At 61.2% G+C, this 20,386-nt stretch carries 16 protein-coding genes; 9 read left to right on the top strand and 7 right to left on the bottom strand.

Annotation, left to right across the window (positions count from 1 at the left end):
- The first annotated feature begins 8 nt into the window (after nt 1-8).
- The gene (sucD, locus tag HD598_RS04815) at nt 9-908 is read left to right on the top strand and encodes a succinate--CoA ligase subunit alpha (RefSeq protein WP_071894074.1); all 900 of its coding nucleotides are present in this window, start codon (nt 9-11) and stop codon (nt 906-908) included.
- A gap of 623 nt (nt 909-1,531) precedes the next feature.
- Here sucD and HD598_RS04810 read toward each other — a convergent pair.
- Nucleotides 1,532-4,822 carry a DEAD/DEAH box helicase gene (locus HD598_RS04810; RefSeq protein ID WP_183664196.1) on the bottom strand — a complete coding sequence of 1,097 codons (3,291 nt, stop codon included), beginning with the start codon at nt 4,820-4,822 and terminating at the stop codon, nt 1,532-1,534.
- A 105-nt stretch (nt 4,823-4,927) separates the two neighbouring features.
- On the opposite strand from HD598_RS04810, the gene HD598_RS04805 reads away from it, so the two are divergent.
- Nucleotides 4,928-6,136 (top strand): LOG family protein, encoded by a 1,209-nt coding sequence (locus HD598_RS04805; protein ID WP_183664194.1) that lies wholly within the window; start codon nt 4,928-4,930, stop codon nt 6,134-6,136.
- 2 nt (nt 6,137-6,138) lie between these two features.
- On the opposite strand, the gene HD598_RS04800 is transcribed toward HD598_RS04805, so the two are convergent.
- Together HD598_RS04800 and HD598_RS04795 are read right to left on the bottom strand one after the other, a co-directional pair.
- Nucleotides 6,139-7,263: a VIT1/CCC1 transporter family protein gene (locus tag HD598_RS04800; RefSeq protein WP_183664192.1), complete on the bottom strand. Its 1,125-nt coding sequence runs from the start codon at nt 7,261-7,263 to the stop codon at nt 6,139-6,141.
- A gap of 308 nt (nt 7,264-7,571) precedes the next feature.
- Complete coding sequence (locus HD598_RS04795) at nt 7,572-9,089, bottom strand: sodium:solute symporter family protein (RefSeq protein ID WP_183664190.1); 1,518 nt, start codon at nt 9,087-9,089, stop codon at nt 7,572-7,574.
- A gap of 110 nt (nt 9,090-9,199) precedes the next feature.
- Here HD598_RS04795 and HD598_RS04790 point away from each other — a divergent pair, with 110 nt between their 5' ends.
- The 4 genes from HD598_RS04790 to HD598_RS04775 all read left to right on the top strand — a co-directional run bounded on the left by HD598_RS04790 (nt 9,200) and on the right by HD598_RS04775 (nt 14,431).
- Nucleotides 9,200-9,799: a helix-turn-helix domain-containing protein gene (locus HD598_RS04790; RefSeq protein WP_071894069.1), complete on the top strand. Its 600-nt coding sequence runs from the start codon at nt 9,200-9,202 to the stop codon at nt 9,797-9,799.
- A gap of 125 nt (nt 9,800-9,924) precedes the next feature.
- A complete protein-coding gene (speB, locus tag HD598_RS04785) occupies nt 9,925-10,929 on the top strand; it encodes an agmatinase (RefSeq protein ID WP_071894068.1) in 1,005 nt (334 codons plus the stop codon).
- Nucleotides 10,930-10,963: 34 nt separating this feature from the next.
- Complete coding sequence (locus HD598_RS04780; protein WP_183664188.1) at nt 10,964-12,739, top strand: thiamine pyrophosphate-binding protein; 1,776 nt, start codon at nt 10,964-10,966, stop codon at nt 12,737-12,739.
- A gap of 9 nt (nt 12,740-12,748) precedes the next feature.
- On the top strand, nt 12,749-14,431 hold the full coding sequence (locus tag HD598_RS04775) for an FAD-binding dehydrogenase (protein ID WP_183664186.1): 1,683 nt from the start codon (nt 12,749-12,751) through the stop codon (nt 14,429-14,431).
- Nucleotides 14,432-14,457: 26 nt separating this feature from the next.
- Here the strand turns inward: HD598_RS04775 and HD598_RS04770 are convergent, their stop codons facing one another.
- Both HD598_RS04770 and HD598_RS04765 read right to left on the bottom strand, forming a co-directional pair.
- Complete coding sequence (locus HD598_RS04770) at nt 14,458-15,396, bottom strand: inositol monophosphatase family protein (protein WP_183664184.1); 939 nt, start codon at nt 15,394-15,396, stop codon at nt 14,458-14,460.
- A 45-nt stretch (nt 15,397-15,441) separates the two neighbouring features.
- Nucleotides 15,442-15,882, bottom strand: coding sequence for a pyridoxamine 5'-phosphate oxidase family protein (locus tag HD598_RS04765; protein WP_071894065.1), 441 nt, complete (start codon nt 15,880-15,882; stop codon nt 15,442-15,444).
- A 152-nt stretch (nt 15,883-16,034) separates the two neighbouring features.
- On the opposite strand from HD598_RS04765, the gene HD598_RS04760 reads away from it, so the two are divergent.
- The 3 genes from HD598_RS04760 to HD598_RS04750 are packed head-to-tail and all read left to right on the top strand — an operon-like array spanning nt 16,035 to nt 18,493.
- Nucleotides 16,035-17,132 carry an App1 family protein gene (locus HD598_RS04760; protein WP_071894064.1) on the top strand — a complete coding sequence of 366 codons (1,098 nt, stop codon included), beginning with the start codon at nt 16,035-16,037 and terminating at the stop codon, nt 17,130-17,132.
- A gap of 42 nt (nt 17,133-17,174) precedes the next feature.
- Nucleotides 17,175-17,648 carry an acyl-CoA thioesterase gene (locus HD598_RS04755; RefSeq protein ID WP_071894063.1) on the top strand — a complete coding sequence of 158 codons (474 nt, stop codon included), beginning with the start codon at nt 17,175-17,177 and terminating at the stop codon, nt 17,646-17,648.
- Entirely contained in the window at nt 17,645-18,493 is an 849-nt protein-coding gene (locus HD598_RS04750; RefSeq protein WP_183664182.1) for a siderophore-interacting protein, read from the top strand. Before HD598_RS04755 ends, HD598_RS04750 begins: the two co-directional genes overlap by 4 nt.
- 135 nt (nt 18,494-18,628) lie before the next feature.
- On the opposite strand, the gene aroQ is transcribed toward HD598_RS04750, so the two are convergent.
- Nucleotides 18,629-19,072 (bottom strand): type II 3-dehydroquinate dehydratase, encoded by a 444-nt coding sequence (gene aroQ, locus HD598_RS04745; RefSeq protein ID WP_183664180.1) that lies wholly within the window; start codon nt 19,070-19,072, stop codon nt 18,629-18,631.
- A 23-nt stretch (nt 19,073-19,095) separates the two neighbouring features.
- A complete protein-coding gene (locus HD598_RS04740; protein ID WP_157103232.1) occupies nt 19,096-20,313 on the bottom strand; it encodes a YihY/virulence factor BrkB family protein in 1,218 nt (405 codons plus the stop codon).
- Nucleotides 20,314-20,386: the final 73 nt, after the last annotated feature.

Here is a 20,386-nt window from a genome sequence, read left to right as displayed (position 1 = left end):
GACAGATCATGGCTATTTTCATCAACAAGGACTCCAAAGTCATCGTTCAGGGCATCACCGGTAGCGAAGGTGCAAAGCACACCGCCCGCATGCTCGCAGCAGGCACCAACATTGTGGGCGGCGTAAACGCTCGCAAGGCTGGCACCACCGTCACCCACGGTGACAAGGAAATCAAGGTTTACGGAACCGTCAAGGAAGCAATGGCTGAGACCGGCGCTGACGTGTCCATCGCCTTCGTTCCACCACAGTTCACCAAGGACGCAGCCGTTGAGGCTATCGACGCCGAAATCGGCTTGCTGGTAGTCATCACCGAAGGCGTTCCTGTACAGGACTCCGCCGAATTCTTTGCGCTCTCCCAGCAGAACGTCAAGGAAGATGGCACGCCGAAGACCCGCATCATCGGCCCTAACTGCCCAGGCATCATCACCCCAGGTGAGTCCCTCGTGGGCATCACCCCAGCGAACATCACCGGCAAGGGTGGCGTTGGACTTGTTTCCAAGTCCGGCACCTTGACCTACCAGATGATGTACGAACTTCGCGACCTGGGCTTCTCCACCGCGATCGGTATCGGTGGCGACCCAGTCATCGGCACCACCCACATTGACGCTCTGGCCGCTTTCGAAGCTGACCCAGAGACCAAGGCAATCGTGATGATCGGTGAAATCGGTGGCGACGCTGAAGAGCGCGCTGCAGAGTTCATCAAGAACAACGTCACGAAGCCAGTGGTTGGCTACGTTGCAGGCTTCACCGCACCAGAGGGCAAGACCATGGGCCACGCCGGCGCCATCGTCTCCGGCTCCGCTGGAACGGCACAGGCCAAGAAGGAAGCTCTCGAGGCAGCAGGCGTAAAGGTTGGCAAGACGCCTTCCGAGACCGCCAAGTTGTTGCGCGAAATCTACCAGGCCTAGTTCTTCTTGGCCCGGGTTCTCCTGGGCCAAGTTTCTAGCCACTGAGTTGCGGGATCCCGCTTCTCATTCATAGAGCCCGTCTCGTCGAATCACTTCGGCGAGACGGGCTCTATGCGTTCTGGGCGCACTTGAGCCGTCATCTCGCGGGTTCTTCCCCAGCCGCCGCGCAACTTTAGCTACTTTCGGACCGGGCCCAGCGTCGTCGTACTGACTAGATGTAGCTGGTGTTGCGGACTCGTATCGAAAATCGCGCCGTTTTTGCAACGCTAGCTACGAACGGACCGGGCCGGGCGTCGTCGTATTGGCGAAACGTAGGAAATGTTGCGGTCGGTCCGGGTGAGCGCCCAGTGGCCACGCAACAATCGCTACGAACCGCGTCCACCGACCCCTCATGTGAGGCCAGTTCTATACAACCTCCCGCCATGCGAGGTCACTTCGCTACAACCCGCCCCTATATGCGGACGATTCTCGACAAGAAAACTCGAAAAAGTTGCTGAATTTTGGCCGCGCATAGGGTTAGCGCCGCGCACGAGGTGAACTAGGCCAGGTATGAACTCTGCGGAGCACTGGGGATGAACCGGGCCGCGCATAGGGGGAGCGCGGGGACTACGGGTAGCCGAGGACTACTCGGCGAGTAGCTGACGGATGTCGTCGGCTGTGAGGCGCGACGCGAAGCCGTCCCCGCCGTCCATCACCGAGGAGATGAGTTCGCGCTTCGCGTCCTGCAGAGCAACCACCTTCTCCTCGATGGTGTCCTGGGCGACCATGCGATAGACCATCACCGAACGCAGCTGACCGATGCGGTGAGTACGGTCCACTGCCTGCTCTTCGGCAGCAGGGTTCCACCACGGATCCAGGAGGAAGACGTAGTCGGCTTCCGTGAGGTTCAAGCCGAATCCACCAGCCTTGAGGCTGATGAGGAACACCGGTGCGCCACCCTCCTTGAATGAGTTGATGACCTCGCCACGGTTTCGCGTGCTGCCATCAAGGTAGGCGTACTCGATGCCGGCCGCCTTGATGCGATCCTCCGCGCGGTGCAGGAAGGACGTGAACTGGCTGAAGATCAGCGCGCGGTGGCCGTCCTGGACGATTTCCTCGAGCTGCTCCAGCAAAAGATCTAGCTTGGCGGACGGCACGCCCTCGTACTCCTGATCAATGAGCGCAGCATCCAACGCCATCATGCGCAGCACCGTGAGGGACTGGAAAATGGTGAAGCGGTTGCGGTCCATGTCCTCAACGAGGCGCAAGATCTTCTGGCGCTCACGCTGCAAGTGCGTGTCATAGAGCTTGCGGTGCTTCGGCGCGAGTTCGACGTGCAGAACCTGTTCCTGCTTCGGCGGAAGGTCGCTGACCACCGCTTCTTTGGTGCGGCGCAGCATGAACGGGCGCACGCGTTTGCGCAAGCGTTCCAGGCTCTTCTGATCGCCCGAGTTCGCGATGGGTCGCGCGTAATTCTCGTTGAACTTCACGGCAGACGGGAACAGTCCAGGGGAGGTCAGCGTGAGCAACGCCCACAGCTCCATGAGGTTGTTTTCCATCGGCGTACCGGTGATCGCGAGCTTCATGTGAGCGTTCAGATCGCGGGCTGCGTGGTGGGCCTTGGTGGCCTTGTTCTTGACGAACTGCGCTTCGTCCAACAGCAGCGCGCCCCATTCCACGGCTTGGTAGGAAGGCGCATCCAGTCGGAAGAGGGTGTAGGAGGTGACGACGACGTCGTTCGCTGCCGCGATATCCGCAATGGATTCTTTGGATTTCGCGCGGGTGTCCATGATGGTGGCCACCTTCAGGTCTGGGGCGAAGCGTTTGGCTTCGGCCTCCCAGTTGGGGACCACCGAGGTAGGAGCCACTACAAGGAACGGAAGCTTCTTGTCCTTCATGGACGCGTGAGCGTGCAGGATCAGCGCGAGAGCCTGAACGGTCTTACCGAGGCCCATGTCATCGGCCAGAACGCCGCCCAGTCCGCCGTTCCAGAGGCTCGCGAGCCAATTGAAGCCTTCGCGCTGGTACGGGCGAAGCTCGGCGTTAAGGTTTGCAGGAACCTCGATCTCGTCGCTCTCGGACAGCGCAAGTAGCCCTGAGACGTGAGCGTTCCAAGAATCTGGTGCCTCGGACTGAGTGGCAAGCTCGTCGAGTTCGTCCCACAAGGACGCTTGGTACCGCGTGATCTTGAGTTCGTTCGGCTTGTCCTGCAGGCTGCGAGCTTCGGCGACGAGCTCCTTGAGCTTGTCAAAGAGCGGGTGCTCAAGGCTGAAGTAGGTCTTGTCAGACATCAACAGCCGGGTCTGACCGCGGCTGAGCGCGCGCAGGATGTCGGCGAGCGGAATTTCGCGATCGCCCAGCTTGATGAGCAAGCCAAGGTCAAACCAGTCGCGGCGTTCGGTTTCCACCACGTTGACGGCGAACTCTGGAGCTTCCGTGAGTTCGCGGTATTGCGGTCGGGTGCCCTTGAACGTGACGCGCACGCCCTCGAAAGCTTCGAGCTTCGGCAAAACGCGCCGCACAAAATCAACCGTGTCCAAGCCCTCGAGGGTCTTTGGCGCGAGAGCGTCGAAGCTCTCAAGTACCGACGGAGAATCCGCAAGCAGCAACCGCACCTGCGCCTTGATGTCCTGCTCCACCTCGGGATCGCGCAGATCATCCGGCACCTTGGAGGCATGCACGTTGTTGTACTCAAACCACCAGTCCAACGCGGTGGCGTCTTCACCTAAGAAGGTCACGCCCACAATGAACACCGGCGGGGCGATCTCCGGCAGCTCAATGGAAGCATCCAGCGGTTGAACGCGCACGCGTCGGCGCATCCGCGGGTAACCGGTTCCCAAGAACTCCTGGGTGGCTTCGGACGGAATTCGCAGCTCGTCAGGCTGACGCACCAACGCGAGCTCGGAGGCGTTGAGACGCCCATGAACCGGGCTGAGCACAATGCGGTGATGCTCGGGATCCTCGAAGTACACGCCGAACGTTCCGATGCTGCCCACGGCACGGTCATCCGTGAGCACTAGCGGCTCCTCAACCCCATCGAAGTGAAGCGCGGGAGCAAGACGCAAGCCTGCGTCGTCGTCCTGGGAAATGCCCACCTCAACGCGAGCGCGCGGCCCCATCTCCACCACAACATCGTTCGAGCTGGTGATGAGCTCGATGCCCAGCGAGGAGGCCTCGTGCAAGAGCGGCCAGAAGAGTGGCGAGGAGAACTCGTCGAGGAAGATCCAGTCGTTGTCATTGCCGAAGTACAGCTGCCCGTTGGCGCGGTAGAGCGGCACGAACTGGCAGAACCAGCGGTGCTGTTCCTCATCCAGGGTGAGCCCGTACGTCTTGAAAGAAATGGTGTTCCAGCGCAGGTTGGAGCGCACCCATTTGCCGGCGCCGTTCTTGACCATGGGGCGGACGGCTAGGCGGTAGCGGCTGCGCGAAGGCTGACTGGTGCTGCGCGGCATCCACCCCGAATAGTTCACGGCCTGCGCATCCACGAGCTCAAACTGCAATGCGAGTGGCTGAATGGCCTCCGGATCCGTGCGCTGCGTGGAGTTCTGGAACGTAATGCCCAGCATGCGTTCGAAGCCCTCTTGCCAGGACGGCTCTTCGCGGGACTGCACCAACTGCAGTTCGTTGCGCTTTTGCAGGTGGCGCGTATTGGATTCAATCAGCGCCGCGGCAACGTGCTTGCAATCAAAACCCACGGGGCACGAGCAAGAGTTCGCCTCAATATCGAGATCCTCCGGCGCACCCTTGAGTTTGACGGTGGTGCGGTACGGGTTCTTCGCTGAACCTTGGACCGTGGCCTGGAGGATGTTATCCGTGAAGGTGATGGAGTCAACGCGGTGCTCCATGGAGTATTGCTTGCCGCGCGCGAACGTTGGTCCACCCACAACCTTGAGGATTCTTCGGGCATCCACGAGGGGGTAAGACTCAGCATTCATCCTTTGATCGTTTCACCTTTACGCGGTTCTTCAAACTCGGTTCATGTGCTGTGGACACAGGATGACGTTTCTGTACCGGTTTGGCGCCAATCGTATGCTGGCACTATGAATCAACTCACCATTGCGCACCCGTTGCCAAGGACCGTGGATATTGATTCCCTCGAGGACTTTGATCGGCGCGTAGCAATTGCGTTGCGGGCGGCCGAGCAGGGCAAGCCCGGCGGCGGCTCCATGGCCGGCTGGCACGTGCAGTCCGTGGATGTGAGCGCGCGCGGCCCGCAAGTGAAGCTGCTCAAGCCGTCGGGCGCGGTGTTTTTGGGGTGCACGCTGCCGTCCGGACTGGAGCCGTGGTTGCGCGCTCGCGGCGCCCTGATTTTCCCGATTCTCCCGGGCGTCCCGTTTGATGCGTATCGCGGGGAGCTGTATTCCCCGCGCGAATTGTTCGCGGGCGTGCAGGAAACGCCGTACGAGCAGGTTCCGGATGCGCAAATTTACGCGTGGGCGCACACATCTTTGGCGCCGAGCACGGCGAGCTTGGATGCGACGCTTGCGGCCGCTCTGCACGATTATTCGATCGGAACCGCGCTGAATCAGACGCTCAAGCGGTGGGATCCGCGGAAGATCGTGGGAATCATGGGCGGGCACGGCGCCGAGCGCGGCAGCGACGTCTACGCGCAGACCGCGCGCATGGGGCGGCTGTTGGCGCAGGCCGGATTCACCGTGGCTACCGGCGGCGGCCCGGGCGCGATGGAGGCCTCCAACCTGGGTGCGTACCTTTCTCGGGAGGACGACGACGCAGCTCAGCGCGCGCTGGACACTCTCGCAGGTGCGCCCTCCTTTAGGCCCTCAGTTTCCGTATGGGCGCGGGCGGCGTGGGAGGTGCTGGAGGAATTCCCGAACGGTGTGCGTTCGATTGGCATTCCGACGTGGTTTTACGGGCACGAGCCGCCGAATCTCTTTGCCACGGACATCGCGAAGTACTTCGCGAACTCGGTCCGGGAGGCTGTCTTGTTGGATCGGACGCGTGGGGGAGTGGTGTTCATGCCGGGAGCTGCGGGCACGGTGCAGGAGATCTTCCAAGACGCGTGTGAGAACTACTACGGGTCTGTGGCGAACGTAGCGCCCATGGTGCTGGTGGGCAAGAAGTATTGGACGGAGCAATTGCCCGCGTGGCAGCTCTTGCAGTCACTGTCTCGAGAGCGCTCCATGGAGCCGCTCGTTGAATTGGTGGATTCGGTGGAAGACGCCGTGAGCGCGGTCATCCGATTGAATGACCGCGCTCACGATGCAGAGGCTAGCTCTCAAAAAGGCTGACGCTACGCCACGGAAGTTCCGAACAGCAGGCCCAACACGTAGGTCACGGCTGCGGCTCCGAGGCCGATCGCCAGCTGGCGGATGCCGCGCTTGAGCGGTGAAGCCCCGGAGAGGAGTCCCACGATGCCACCGGTCATCAACAGTGCGATGCCCACAAGGATCGTGGAGGTGATGATGGCGGGCGTGCCACCCATGCCGAAGAGGTACGGGAGGATGGGGATCACAGCGCCGGACGCGAAGAACAAGAAGCTGGAACCGGCGGCGCCCCACGCTGAACCGGTGGTTTCGAACTCGTCCTCGTCCTCTTCTTGCAGTTCCGGCTGAAGAGAGAACGTCGGGTTGCAGTCGCACGCGAAGTAGCCCAAACGCTCGGCGGCGCGGTGTTCGGCATCTTCCTTGGACATGCCACGGGCCCGGTACACCAGCACCAGCTCGTTGGCATTGATATCAAGCTCAGGGGCTGCGGACAGGGTGATCTGGGTGGGCTTGGAAGCTGACAGCAATTCGCGCTGGGAACGAACGGAGACGAACTCGCCAGCGCCCATGGAGAGTGCACCAGCCAAGAGTCCCGCGATGCCCGTGAACAGGACAACGGAGTTCGCTACGCCGGTGGCGCCAATACCTAGAACCAACGCGAGGTTGGAGACCAGGCCGTCGTTGGCGCCGAAGACTGCGGCGCGGAAGTTGCCGGACATACGGTTGCGGCCGCGAATAGCTAAGCCTCGGATAACTTCTTCGTGAATGAGCTCATCAGCGGCCATGGTGCGCGTAGCGTCTTGGTCTGCCGCGTAGGGGGAATTGCCTTCGGAGCGTTGCGCGAGGGCAAGGACAAAGACGGAGCCAAAGTGGCGGGCCAGGAAACGAAGAAGAATGCGGCGAGCGCTAGGGCGTCGGCGATCGTTGGCGTGGTCACCTAGCAGGCTGAGCCAGTGCATTTCGTGACGCTTTTCAGCCTCGGCAAGTCCCAACAGAATGGTGCGCTCTTCGCCGTCTCGGCGGTTAGCCAGTTCTCGGTAGATGGCGCCTTCGGCCCGTTCGTCCGCTAGATACTGTTGCCAGCGGCGGATATCAGCCTTGCTGGGCTCCCTATCCAGCAACGGCTGGTCTGCGGGAGGAATGGTTGTCATGGGTGAGTGTTCCTCGTGCTCGATGTTGACTCAAGAGCGAAGTGACGAGGTAACACGTTGAAAGGTACGCGAAACTTCGGCACTCGCGCTGCTTGAACGCGGGCCGAAGGTCTCGCTCGCCTCACGCAACACCATGACGGGTGTTAAGCGAGAGGTGGAATGCCGGGTCAATTCTCACAATGGAATCGGCCAGTATGTCGACATTTCCGCTACCTCAAAGCGCCTTATGGTGGGGGCGGATTGAGGATGGAACTACTCCCCTTCAGTCGAAGAGTATAGCCCACCCTCAATCGCACCCGTCGCCAGAGCTACAGTGCGGAGGTGGTGACACCTTCGTGCTCGGCATGGCCCGCAAGGCGTTCTTCCCAGTTCTTGCGAACCTCAGGGGAGGTAGGTCGCGTGACCAGCGAAGCCGCGACGTAGACCACTGCCGAGGAGATCAAGCCGTAGTAGATCGGTTCGTTGGCGTAGATGCCATCAAACGGTGCGGCCGCATTGATTTCCAGGATGATCATGGTGGTCAACGTCACCACGGTTCCCACCACCATGGACAGTGCAGCACCGGTGCCGTTGCCGCGCTTCCACAAGAGGCCACCCAGAATGGCGACCAGCAGGCCACCCACCAGAATGTCGTAGGCAATGGTGAGCGCAGCTACTACGTCGCTCACGGAGATTGCCAGCAAGATGGCGAGCAAGCCCAAAGCAAAGACCCACCAGCGGTTGGCCTTGATGTCGTGCTCCGGGTTCTCTTCCGAGTTGACCGTGATGGTCTTGCCGAACCAGCTCGCTACGAAAGGCGTGACGTCCGTGCGGGCTACCGTTGCTGCTGCGATGAGCGCGCCGGAAGCGGTGGACATCATTGCGGCTACAGCTGCGGCCAGCACAATGCCGCCGAGGGCGATCGGCAGGATGTTCATGGCGACCTCTGCGTACACAACGTCCTTGCCAAGGTTTGCAACGTCAATCGTGGGTAGAGCTACGCGTGCAGCCATGCCGATGATCGCTCCCGCAATGCCGTAAAGCACGCAGTAGATGCCGGCGGTGGCTCCGCCCCAACGGGCGACGGACGGAGTCTTGGCGGTGAAGACGCGCTGCCAAATGTCCTGACCAATGAGAAGGCCCAAGGTGTAGACCACGAAGTACGTGATGATCGAAGGTAGGCCAATGAAGTCCCACGTGAAGAAGTCGCTCTCAAGGCGATCCTGCAGTCCGCTCCAGCCGCCAGCTGCGTTGAGCACGAAGGGAAGCATGAGGAAGAAGACGCCAACGGTCTTGATGATGAACTGAACCTGATCGGCCAAGGTGATGGACCACATGCCGCCGATGGTCGAGTAAATCACCACAATGATGCCGCCCACCAGAATGGCGAGCCAGCGATCCCAACCGAACAGCACCACGAAGATGGTGGCGTATGCGGAAGTGGAGGTAGCGCACAGCATCACGGTGTACGCGAGCATCACAACGGCACTCATCTGGGTGGCGTTGCGGGATCCGTAACGAAGCGTCAGCATCTGGGAGACCGTGAAGATCTTCAAGCGCTGGAGGGCTGGCGCGAAGGCCAAGCTCAAGAGAATGACGCCCACGCCAATGGCGATGACCAGCCAGGCTCCGGAAAGCCCCCACTTATAGCCAAGTCCCACGCCACCCACGGTGGATGCGCCACCCAAGACCACGGCCGCCATAGTTCCCGTGTACAAGAACGGGCCCAAGCGGCGGCCGGCTACGAGGTAGTCCGAGCTGTTCTTCGTGCGGCTCTTACCCCAGAATCCGAAGGCGAGCATTGCGACCAGGTAGAACACCACGATCGCGATATTGATCCATTCCATGGACACCTCAAATATTGACTAGCAGGAAACATCTATTGCCTCACAGGCTAATGTGATGGTAGTCATAAGTGCAACACGGTGTGCAGACGCGAAGTAGTGGAGAGGCATTCATGAAGGCAATTGAGCTCGAGGCGGGGAGTGAATCCCTTGCCATTGGTGCGCGATTGCGCGCCGCGCGCAAGCAGAGCAGGCTCACCATGGACCAAGTGGCGGAAGCTACGGGACTCACGAAAGGCTTCCTCTCACGCGTCGAGCGGGATCTCACCTCGCCGTCCGTGGCAACGCTCCTGAATCTGTGCAAAGCGCTCTCCATTGACGTGGGATCCCTGTTTGAGGAGCCGCCACTCAAGGTGGTCCGACGCAGCGAAGCCCGCAAGATCAACCTCGGCGGCCAAGGCATTGACGAGCGCCTCCTGACCGGCCATGGGGAACGGCGCGTTCAGGTGATTCGCGCCGATATCGAGCCGTATGGTGAGGGCGAAGCGGAGCTTTACAGTGTGGACTGTGAAGTCGAAGTCCTGCACGTCGTGGAAGGCGAGTTCGTCATCCGTTTCTCCCGCGACACCATCGAACTCAGCGCCGGCGACACCGTGACCTACCCCGGTCGCGAGCCGCACTCGTGGCGCAACCCCTCCGGCGAGCGCGCCGTGGTCTTGTGGACCCTGGTCCCTGCGGCCGCCCACTCGGGCCGAGCTGCGCCGTCGTACTAGATCGCCGGTACTAGCAAGTCTCAGCTCAGTGCTGGAGACTTGACCTAGGTCACATCAGAAAATAGCATCATAAGAAACTGTTGTTTCATTACAGGCAACTTCCGCGAAAGGTACGGGAATCATCGATGAAGGAAATTCGCATCGAAGCGAACGGCAAGCTTGGACCCATCAACGCCGCTGAAATCCCTCGCTACGCCGGCGCCGCCACCTACGCGCGCTTGCCACGACTGGATCAAGTAGAGCAAGCGGACCTCAAGATCGTGGGCGTCCCCTTTGACACCGGCGTCTCCTACCGCCCCGGCGCGCGCTTCGGCGCCAACCACATCCGCGAATCCTCGCGCCTGATCCGCCCCTACAACCCTGCCGTTGACCTCAGCCCGTTCGAACACATTCAGGTTGCCGACGCCGGCGACATGGCAGTGAACCCGTTCAACATCAACGAGGCCATCGAAACCATTCAGCAGAACGCGCTGGATCTCACCGCCGACGGCTCCAAGCTCTTGACCCTCGGTGGCGACCACACCATCGCGCTGCCGCTGCTGCGTGCCGCGAGCGAACGCGCGGGCGAACCGGTGGCGATGCTTCACTTTGACGCTCACCTGGACACGTGGGACACCTACTTCGGCGCCGAATACACTCACGGCACCCCGTTCCGTCGCGCGGTCGAGGAAGGCATCCTGGACACGGAAGCCATCTCTCACGTCGGAACGCGCGGACCGCTCTACGGCAAGCGCGACCTCGAAGATGACCGCCGCTTCGGCTTCGGCATCATCACCAGCTCGGACGTCTACTACCAAGGCGTGGCCGAGGTCGTGGACAAGTTGCGCCAGCGCATCGGCAACCGTCCGCTCTACATTTCCATCGATATCGACGTGCTCGATCCCGCCCACGCTCCCGGCACCGGAACGCCTGAGGCCGGCGGCATCACCTCGCGCGAGCTGCTCGAGATCATCCGCGGCCTGCGCGGTATGAACCTGGTGGGCGCGGACCTCGTTGAGGTGGCACCGGCGTACGATCATGCTGAGATCACCGGCGTGGCCGGCTCTCACGTTGCTTATGACCTGATCTCGCTGTTCGCGGATCAGGCGCGGGTTGCGGCCGAGTCCGCTTCCGGTACTTCCGCTGAATAACGCCTGCCCAGAACGACGACGGAGCTCACCCACGATGACCACAGTTACTGACACGTCCGTTGCGCGCCGTAATGGCGGTGACCTCGTTGTCGAGACCCTCGAGGCGCTCGGCGCCAAGACCGTATTCGGCATTCCCGGACAGCACGCGCTGGGCTTGTTCGACGCGCTCTCGCGCTCAGACCTGCACTTCGTCTCCTCCCGCGTAGAAAACAACGCGGCCTTCGCAGCCGACGGTTACTCGCGCGCTACAGGAGAAGTGGGCGTGCTGTTCCTGTCCACGGGTCCAGGCGCGTTGACGTCCTTGGCCGGCCTGCAGGAAGCGTACGCAACCTCGGTTCCCATGGTGGTGGTGGCGTCGCAGATCCCACTGTCCGGTTTGGGCGCTCGCCGCAAGGGCATGTTGCACCAGCTTGATGACCAGAAGGCCTCTGCCGCGAACGTCACCAAGTCCCAGCGCACCGTGCACCACGCTTCCGGTATTCCGTCGGCAATTCAGGACGCGTGGGCTGACGCCATCACGGTGCCGCAAGGTCCCGTGTGGATTGAAGTTCCTCAAGACGTTCTGTTGGCCGAAGTGTTTGTCCCTCCCGTGGATGACGCGCTCGCCGAAGCATACGAGCACCCTCCACGCCTTGAGCTTGTGGATGAGGCCGTGCGTTGGCTCTCCGAAGCGAAGCGTCCGGCGATCGTGGCCGGTGGCGGCGTGCGCCGAGCGGGCGGCAAGGACGCGCTGCTTGCGGTCGCCGAAAAGCTCGACGCTCCCGTGATCTGCACGCCCGGCGGAAACGGTGCGTTCCCGTGGGAGCACCCGCTCTCTTTACAAGCGTGGATCGAAGACCGGTACACCACCGAGGTGCTCGAAGAAGCCGACGTTCTCATTGTGGTGGGATCGTCGCTCGGCGAAGTGTCCTCCAACTACTTCACGCTCGCTCCGCGCGGTCGCCTCATTCAGATCGACGCCGAACCCCGCGTGCTGGAATCCAACGTTCCCGCCCTCGGTATTCGCGCCGACGCTAAGGTAGCCCTTGAGTACTTATCTGATGCCCTCACGAACGCGGGACAAGATGCCACTTCCGGTGAATCCGTGATCACGCGCGATTGGGCTTCCCTCTTTGGCGCCGAGACTGGGAACGTCACGCCGGCCGAGGCCGTCAAGCGCGTCCTCGCGAAGGTCACGGCACGCTTCGACGCTCAAGACCTCGCGAAAGAACGCCAGTTCATGGCGGACATCCGCGCGGCCGTCCCGGATAACATGCACACCTTCTGGGACATGACCATCGCAGCGTACTGGGCCTGGAACTGCTGGGACGCTCGCTCGGGCGAATTCCACTCCGCTCAGGGTGCGGGCGGGCTCGGCTTCGGGTTCCCGAGCGCTATCGGCGGGGCCATGGGCTTGGCCGTGTACGAGAACCGGGATGCAGACGGCGATGACACGCCGCAACGCGTCCTCGCTGTGGCCGGTGACGGCTCCTCGATGTACTCGATCTCCGAACTCGCCACCGCTAAACAGCACAACGTGCCCGTCACGTGGTTGATTGTGGACGACGGCGGCTACGGAATCCTGCGCGAATACATGGAAGGCGCCTTCGGCAAGGCGACCGCCACCGAACTCGCCCGCCCGGATTTCGTAGCGCTCGCAGAATCCTTCGGGGTGCCCGCCCAAAAGGTGGCGCCAGAGAACGTGGGTCAAGCGCTTACTGAAGCGTTCGCGGGGGAGGGGCCTAACGTCGTCGTGGTGGAAACACTGCTGAAGATGTTCGCGCCAACCCACCTCGACGAGCTAGCTGAAATGGAATCTGGGAACGCATAGGCTGGGGGCATGACTGCCACTGAGCACCATGCCAACTTGTCATCACACCCTTCTAGCGCTGACGTGATTGTGGTCGGAGTGGGATTGGCCGGTCTTGTCGCTGCTTGTGAAGCGGTGGAGGCCGGCCGTTCCGTTTTAATCCTGGATCAGGAAGGCCCCAATAACTTGGGTGGCCAGGCCTGGTGGAGTTTCGGTGGGCTGTTCCTGGTGGATTCGCCCGAACAGCGGCGCTTCGGCGTCAAAGACTCTCTGGAACTCGCGAAGCAGGACTGGGGTTTGACCGCAGGGTTTGACCGTCCCGAGGATTATTGGCCGCGTTTGTGGGCCGAGAAATACGTGGAGTGGGCGGGCGGCGAGAAGCGTGCGTGGCTGCGAGATCGCGGCGTTTCGCTGTTCCCCGTGGTGGGGTGGGCCGAACGCGGCGAGACCGGCGGCATCGGCAACTCAGTTCCGCGCTTCCACATCACGTGGGGGACCGGGCCCGGCCTGCTGAAGCCGTTCATTGAACGCGTGTTGCGCGCCGCCTCCACCGGTCAGGTGCGGTTCGGCTGGAGGCACCGCTTGCAGAATATTGATTACGACGACGCCACTAGCGCAGTCACAGGAGTCTCCGGCGACATTCTGGCTCCCGATAGCGCCGAACGTGGCGAAGTATCATCGCGCGACGTCGTGGGATCTTTCAGACTGACCGCACCGCGCGTGGTCATTGCCACCGGTGGCATCGGCGGCAACCCTGACAAAGTCCGCGCCGCGTGGCCGGAACGGCTCGGATCCGCGCCCGAGCACTTCCTGACGGGCGTTCCAGCCTACGTCGACGGCTCCGGAATCGAGGCAGTGGAAAACGCGGGCGGCCGCGTGATCAACCGTGACCGGATGTGGCATTACACGGAAGGCATCGAAAACTGGGATCCGGTCTGGCCGAAGCACGGCATCCGCATTCTGCCCGGCCCCAGCTCCTTGTGGCTTGATGCTCAGGGCAACCGCTTGCCGGACCGGCTCTGGCCCGGTTTCGACACCCTCGGAACGCTCACCCGCTTGAGGGGCACGGGACACGACTACTCATGGTTCATCCTCAATAAAGACATCATCGGTAAAGAGTTCGCGCTCTCCGGCTCTGAACAGAACCCGGACCTTACGGATAAATCCATCCGTGACGTGTTGCGGCGCGCTCGCGCCGAGATGCCGGATCCGGTCCGGGTGTTCGTGTACCGCGGGGCGGACTTTGTCATGGCGGATTCGGTCCGGGAACTTGCTGATGAAATGAACCAACTCACCGGCGAGGGGCTCATCGACGCCGAGCAACTCGTTCAGACAGTCGCGGCTCGAGACGCGGGCGTGGGTGAAACCGGCACCGACGCCCAAATTGACGCCGTGCGTGCGGCGCGAAGCTATGCGGGGGACAAGCTGATCCGCACGGTTCCGCCGGGTCGCCTCGTGGCTCCGGAAGCGGGCCCGCTGATAGCCGTTCGCTTGCACATTCTCACGCGCAAAACCTTGGGCGGCCTCGAAACCGATCTTGACGGGCGCGTGCTGCGCCACGACGGCACCCCCATCACGGGTCTCTTCGCCGCCGGAGAGGCCTCCGGTTTTGGCGGCGGCGGCCTGCACGGCTACCGCTCCCTCGAAGGCACCTTCTTGGGCGGTTGCTTGTTCAGCGGGATGATTGCGGGCCGTTCGGCGGCCAGTCTCTAAGACACCTGAAACGGGAACGAAGCCTATTACCGCCGCTGTTCCAGGATGCGGGCAACCCACGCACGCGCGGTCTCGGACTCCACGCCGGGCCCCAGCGCGTAGTGGGCCGGGGCTGTGAGCGGGTGTGCGTCGTCGTACTGGGAAGAATCCGCAGGCCGGATGGCTTCGAAGCGCCCGCCGGCCTGCTGAATGATGAACGCGCCCGCGGCAACGTCCCACGCCTTTAGTCCGAACCCAAACCAGACATCGGACCAGCCCGCCGCTAAATGCACCAGCGACTGCGCGGTACTCACGGGACGGCGCACGGTGGCGTACGTGGTCACCAAATCCCCAAAGGCTTCCAGAGCGAGCATCCCGTCCTCGGCGATCGTCTCGGCCGACGGGTAGTCCGTAAAGAGGCTTAAGGAGCGCTCGCTGCGCGGTTCCAGTACGACGCCGCTGCCTTGCGCGGGTGCCGCGTCGGCGCGTGGAGTCTGTGCGCGGGAGGGCAACGGTTCCCCGTTGAGATAGGCGCCGTGTTCATCGGCGGAAAACAGTAGGTCGGCGATGGGGTCATAGACCACGCCCGCTACGAGTTGCTGGTTGAGAGTGGCGGCGACCGAAATCGAGAACAGGGCTACGCCGTGAACGAAGTTGGAGGTGCCGTCAATGGGATCCACGATCCATTCGAGCGCGCTCTTTTCGGATGCGTTCCCCGACTCAGTGGGGCGCGCGCCCTGCGTGGATTCTTCGCCCCAAAACGTGGACTCCGGGTAGGCCGTCCGCAAGATGTCCGCAAGAGTGCGTTCGGTAGCCACATCCACGTCCGTCACGAGATCGTGAGCATTGCTCTTCTCGCGCGCGCTCACACCACCACGGAATGCTGCTCGTAGCGCAGGTCCGGCCGCAAGCGCTGCTTCGACCGCCGTAGCGCGAAGAGCGGTCGAAGAGATGGTTTCAGATGAAGAATGAGGGTCCACAGCCATAGTTCCAGAGTAGCTGTGATGCCTTCACGTGCCTGATGGCGAAGGCTAGATTTCGTCGTCGAGCTCGGGCTGCTTACCGAAAACGAAGTGACGACCCGTAACGGCTGTCGGCGTGATGCTGACCCACGATTCCTTCGTGGTGGGAACCCAGGGGGTCACGCCGGACTCTCGGGCGGTGGCGATTTCAGCTTCGGTCTCAAGGTTCTTGGCGGTGCCGTGAACAATCACGGACCACGCTTCGTCACTCAAGATGCCGTCAGCTTCGAACGCGACCTTCGGGTTGATGGTCAGCTCGGCGAGCTTAGAACCCGGCGCAGTGCGGACGTAGATCACGCGATCAGTCGTGGAGAAATTGACCGGGAAAATGTCCACCTCCACTCCGGCATAGAGGGCAATGCGGCCGTGCTTAGTCTTGTCCAGCAATTGCCATGACTGGTCTTCGGTGAGGTGAAGGACAGGGGCGCCATCGGCGTGTTCGAACATCATGAGTTCATTCTTGTACGCCTTGTAGAAGACGTAAAGGGTGCGCCGAATAATTCGTTCATAAGCCGGTCACAGCCCGTCATGAGCCCGAACTGCATGACGCATTCGTTGCCGGGAAATCAGAAAAGCCACGCACGTCATGAAACACTGTCACCATGGCATTGTTGAAGAAGTCAGATTTCTGGGACAACCCGGCAATCAAGCTCGAAGACGGCTGGCATGCGTTCCGTTTGCGCCGTGCCGAAGAACGCGGTTGGGTGCAAACCGTTTTTGCATTCCGCGGGTACGGTTTATCCGATTCGTGGGTCCGCGTGATGGCTCGAGTGGTGATGGCGCGTGAAGAAGCCTTCGAGAATGGGCTCCCGTTGCCGAACGTTGTCACGGATGGCGTCCGAGGCTGGCGTAACTTTACGTCCGCGCCTGTTCCCTACGCCGAGGTACGCGTCCGAGTGGCGGGCAGCGAATTCTATGTAGACGCAGACCGTGGCGGCGTGGTGGATATTCGGATCCGCGCGAAGCTTCCGGCCGGCTGGCACACCATCGAGCTATTGGCTGATGGCGGCGAACCATCCCACGCGCATGTGTACGTGGTGGACCAAGAGCAAACCTTTGGCATCGTCTCCGATATTGACGATACCGTGGTGGTGACCGCGCTGCCACGTCCGCTGTTGGCGGCCTGGAACTCCTTCGTGCTGGATGAGCACGCGCGCGTTCCAACCCCCGGCATGGCCGTGATGCTCGAGCGTCTGGTCCAGCACAACGTCCACGCCCCAGTGATCTACTTGTCCACCGGCGCTTGGAACGTAGCGCAGACGTTGCAGCGCTTCCTCAAGCGCAATCTCTACCCCAAGGGGCCGCTCTTGTTGACAGACTGGGGGCCAACTGAGGGCCGCTGGTTCCGTTCGGGAATGCAACACAAGGTTAATCAGTTGCGGCGCCTCGCGGACGAGTTCCCGGACGTCAAATGGTTGTTGATTGGCGATGATGGGCAGCATGACCCGGAGATTTACGCCGAGTTTGCGCGCCGCTACCCGGATCACGTGCGGGCCATTGTCATTCGACAGCTCACGCCGTCTGAAGCCGTGCTCGCCGGTGGTCGTTCGGAAGAAATGATGGGATCCACGCCGGGAACGCCGTGGATCTATGAGCCAGACGGCGCGAAAATCGCTGCGAAGCTTGAGAAGCTCGGTTTGCTTCCTGCGGCACAGGCGGACAGTCAAGTGAGCGCGCACGACGACGCAAGCTCGCTTTAAGAGGTCAACCCGCGTGAGGCGCGGGGCAAGCTAGGAGAGTTCATGGCTCGAATTGTGGTGGACGTCCCCATGCGCTGGGGAGACATGGATGCGTATGGTCACATCAACAACGTCAATAGCGTGCGCCTCATGGAAGAGGCACGAGTGCACGCGCTGGGAGTTCCCGGAGGGACTGGACGCGAAGGCGTTCCGGCTCCGGCTACCTTCCTGAACGATGTTTCCCCGAGCACGCAAGTGCTGGTAGTGGACCACCGGGTGCGGTACTTGTCACCCTTGGAGTACCGCAACGTCCCGGTACGCGTGGAAGTATGGATCGCTAATATCAAGGCCGCAAGCTTTGACGTGTGTTACGAATTTTTTGATCCCGTAGAAAACACGCTGTGCATCAAGGCCAGCACTACGCTGGCCTTCTTCTCAACTGAGACGCAGCGGCTTTTGCGGATTAGCAGTGACGAGAAACGGAGGATGGAGAGATTCTCCGGTCCTCCCGTCTTCGGTGAAAGGAAGTCCTCATGACCCAACCAACACCCGATACCGCGCCACGCGCGCCCCGTCCGCAGGTTGCCATGGAAGTGGTAGCCACTCAACGGATCAACCCACATATGGTCCGGCTGACCTTCGGTGGGGAAGGTTTCAAAGATTTCACGGATCGTCCCGTGACAGACAAGTACATCAAGCTCCTCTTCGCAGACCCGTCTCTGGGACTCACGCCGCCGTATGACATCGACGCCATCCGCCGCGATCACGGGCCAGAAGCAGTTCCTGTGCGTCGTACGTACACCGTGCGAAAAGTGGATCACCAGAACGGAACCATCGACGTCGACTTCGTTGTCCATGGTGAGGACGGACTGGCCGGGCCGTGGGCAGCGCAAGCGCAACCAGGCGACGTCGTCTGTTTCAACGGCCCCGGCGGTAACTACAAGCCTGAAGAAAGCGTCGATTGGCACCTACTCGCCGGCGATGAATCTGCGCTGCCGGCGATCGCAACCGCGCTGGAAGCCATGCCTTCGAACGCGGAGGGCGTTGCCTTCATCGAAGTGCAGGACGCCGAGGATGAAATTGAGCTAGCTAAGCCGTCTGCCGTGGAAATCCGCTGGGTGCACCGCAAAGCAGAGTTCACGTCGACCACCACCAAGCTCGCCGCCGAGGTCATGAAGTACCCGTGGCGATCCGGTCTGGTGCAGGTCTTCGCCCACGGTGAGCGCGAAATGATCAAGTCGTTGCGCCGCTATTTGGCAGATGATCGCGGGATCGATCGTCGCATGATGTCCTTGTCCGCGTACTGGGCTTACGGGCGAGCTGAGGACACGTTCCAGGCTGAGAAGCGCGAGCCGATCGGCAAGATCTTCCCGGACGCCTAAAGCCTTAGTCGGGGGCGTCAACGTCCGGGCCGGACGTTCTAGAGCTCCAGAAACGCAGAAAGCGGCACCTGAGTTTTCACACTCAAGGTGCCGCTTTCTGCGTTTAATCAGCGCTTAAATCAGCGAAAGAGCTAACTACTTCGCGTCTGCCAGTGAATCCATCAAGTAATTCAGACCCATGGTGTAGCCACGCCAGCCGGCCCCGATGATGATCGAGTTGACCACGGGAGAGATGTAGGAATGGTGGCGGAACTCCTCGCGAGCGTGCACGTTGGAGAGGTGGCATTCCACCTTGGGGCCGTTGAACGCCGACAGTGCGTCCCGAATGGCCACCGAGGTGTGGGTGAAGGCGCCCGGGTTGATCAGTAGTGCGTCACAACGATCGCGCGCTTCGTGGATCCAATCGATGATCACGCCCTCGTGGTTGGACTGTAGGAACTCGAGAGTGACCTGGTTCTTGTCCGCGATCTCTTGGCAGGCCTGTTCGATCTCGGCCAGCGTGGTGGTGCCGTAGATTTCAGGCTCGCGCTTGCCGAGAAGGTTCAGGTTGGGCCCGTTGATGATCATGATGCAGCTCATGGGGTGAACCGTATCAAAATCCGCTAAGACTTGGCGTCTTCGCCGTCAACGTTGTCAAAAAGCGGTCCGTCGCCGCGGATCTTGCGAACCAGCCCCACTCCGAGGAAAACGGCCAAGCCGCCGGCCAGCACGGTCCACATCCGCTTCTCGCTTTCGGCTTCGGGATCCTTGTGCTTTTCCGGGTTGTACTCGTGGCGCAAATCCTGCGCCTCCTGCACATCCTTGATGTACTTTTCTTCCTTCTTCAAGGTTGCCTTGAAACCACGCACCGGAAGCTTGAGGGTATCTTCGGCGTCGATTCCGGACTGTAGCTGGCGGCCGCGCTCGAGCTCGGCGTCGACTTCAGCACCAAAGAGCAACACGGCGTTCATGATCCACAGCCACAGCAGGAAGACGATCACGCCACCAATGGAGCCGTACGTCGCGTTGTAGTTGCTGAAGTTGGCGAGGTACACGGAGAAGCCCAACGTCGCCAGACCAATCACCAACAAGGCGATGAAAGCGCCGAAAGAAAGAATGCGGTACTTGGACTGACGAGCGTTCGGCGTCCAGTAATACAGCGTGGAGATCATGAAGATCGCAATCAGGACAAGCAACGGCCACTTGGCGATGTTCCACACCGCTAGGGCCTGCGGTCCAAGCCCAATCACAGCACCCAAGCCGGTAGCTACCGGGCCTGACAGGATGAGAAGTGCAATGGCCAAGACAGCGAGCAACACAATCACGAGAGTGACGGTGTAGGTAACAGCACGCAAGGACCAGATGGGGCGACCCTCGTCTACCTCAAAGATGGTGTTGAGAGACTTGCTGAAGGCCACCACGTAGTTTGAGGCCGTCCAAATGCCGCCGAGCACACCAATCAAGAGACCAAGTCCAGCTCCGCTCGAGGATGCGAGCTGCATGATGGGCTGTTCGAGGGTCTTTGCCATTTCCTTGGAACCCATTTGGTTGATGAGATCCACCATGAACTGGGTGGTGGTTTCAGCCTGACCGATCACGCCAAGGAGAGAGACCAAGGCCAAGAGGCCAGGGAAGATTGCAAAGACAGCGCGGTACGTAAGGCCCGCTGCCATGTCCAAGCAGCCGTCTCGCGTGAATTCACGAAGCGCCCTGCCTAACGAGTACTTGAGAACTTTGCCTTTAAGCCGCGGTGGATTTTCCACAATCTCGCGGAATTCGGGATCGTTCGATTCGATCGTGTCTATAGCTGAACGGGTTCCACTAAGTGGCGAAACGGTCATGACGGCCTCCGTTGGGTGAACTTTCACAGCAGGTCTTCGTTGTAAGTCTAAATGTGATTGTTGCGGCGCGGGC

This window comes from Neomicrococcus aestuarii, assembly GCF_014201135.1.
Taxonomy (GTDB): domain Bacteria; phylum Actinomycetota; class Actinomycetes; order Actinomycetales; family Micrococcaceae; genus Neomicrococcus; species Neomicrococcus aestuarii.
This window is presented reverse-complemented; position numbering and strand designations above follow the sequence as displayed.

Excerpts from the sequence above, each read along its gene's own strand:
- HD598_RS04810 (WP_183664196.1), bottom strand. The coding sequence starts at position 4,822 with ATGAATGCTGAGTCTTACCCCCTCGTGGATGCCCGAAGAATCCTCAAG.
- HD598_RS04750 (WP_183664182.1), top strand. The coding sequence starts at position 17,645 with ATGACCCAACCAACACCCGATACCGCGCCACGCGCGCCCCGTCCGCAG.
- sucD (WP_071894074.1), top strand. The coding sequence starts at position 9 with ATGGCTATTTTCATCAACAAGGACTCCAAAGTCATCGTTCAGGGCATC.
- HD598_RS04755 (WP_071894063.1), top strand. The coding sequence starts at position 17,175 with ATGGCTCGAATTGTGGTGGACGTCCCCATGCGCTGGGGAGACATGGAT.
- HD598_RS04805 (WP_183664194.1), top strand. The coding sequence starts at position 4,928 with ATGAATCAACTCACCATTGCGCACCCGTTGCCAAGGACCGTGGATATT.
- HD598_RS04795 (WP_183664190.1), bottom strand. The coding sequence starts at position 9,089 with ATGGAATGGATCAATATCGCGATCGTGGTGTTCTACCTGGTCGCAATG.
- HD598_RS04775 (WP_183664186.1), top strand. The coding sequence starts at position 12,749 with ATGACTGCCACTGAGCACCATGCCAACTTGTCATCACACCCTTCTAGC.
- aroQ (WP_183664180.1), bottom strand. The coding sequence starts at position 19,072 with ATGAGCTGCATCATGATCATCAACGGGCCCAACCTGAACCTTCTCGGC.
- HD598_RS04765 (WP_071894065.1), bottom strand. The coding sequence starts at position 15,882 with ATGATGTTCGAACACGCCGATGGCGCCCCTGTCCTTCACCTCACCGAA.
- HD598_RS04780 (WP_183664188.1), top strand. The coding sequence starts at position 10,964 with ATGACCACAGTTACTGACACGTCCGTTGCGCGCCGTAATGGCGGTGAC.
- HD598_RS04790 (WP_071894069.1), top strand. The coding sequence starts at position 9,200 with ATGAAGGCAATTGAGCTCGAGGCGGGGAGTGAATCCCTTGCCATTGGT.
- speB (WP_071894068.1), top strand. The coding sequence starts at position 9,925 with ATGAAGGAAATTCGCATCGAAGCGAACGGCAAGCTTGGACCCATCAAC.
- HD598_RS04760 (WP_071894064.1), top strand. The coding sequence starts at position 16,035 with ATGGCATTGTTGAAGAAGTCAGATTTCTGGGACAACCCGGCAATCAAG.
- HD598_RS04800 (WP_183664192.1), bottom strand. The coding sequence starts at position 7,263 with ATGACAACCATTCCTCCCGCAGACCAGCCGTTGCTGGATAGGGAGCCC.
- HD598_RS04740 (WP_157103232.1), bottom strand. The coding sequence starts at position 20,313 with ATGACCGTTTCGCCACTTAGTGGAACCCGTTCAGCTATAGACACGATC.
- HD598_RS04770 (WP_183664184.1), bottom strand. The coding sequence starts at position 15,396 with ATGGCTGTGGACCCTCATTCTTCATCTGAAACCATCTCTTCGACCGCT.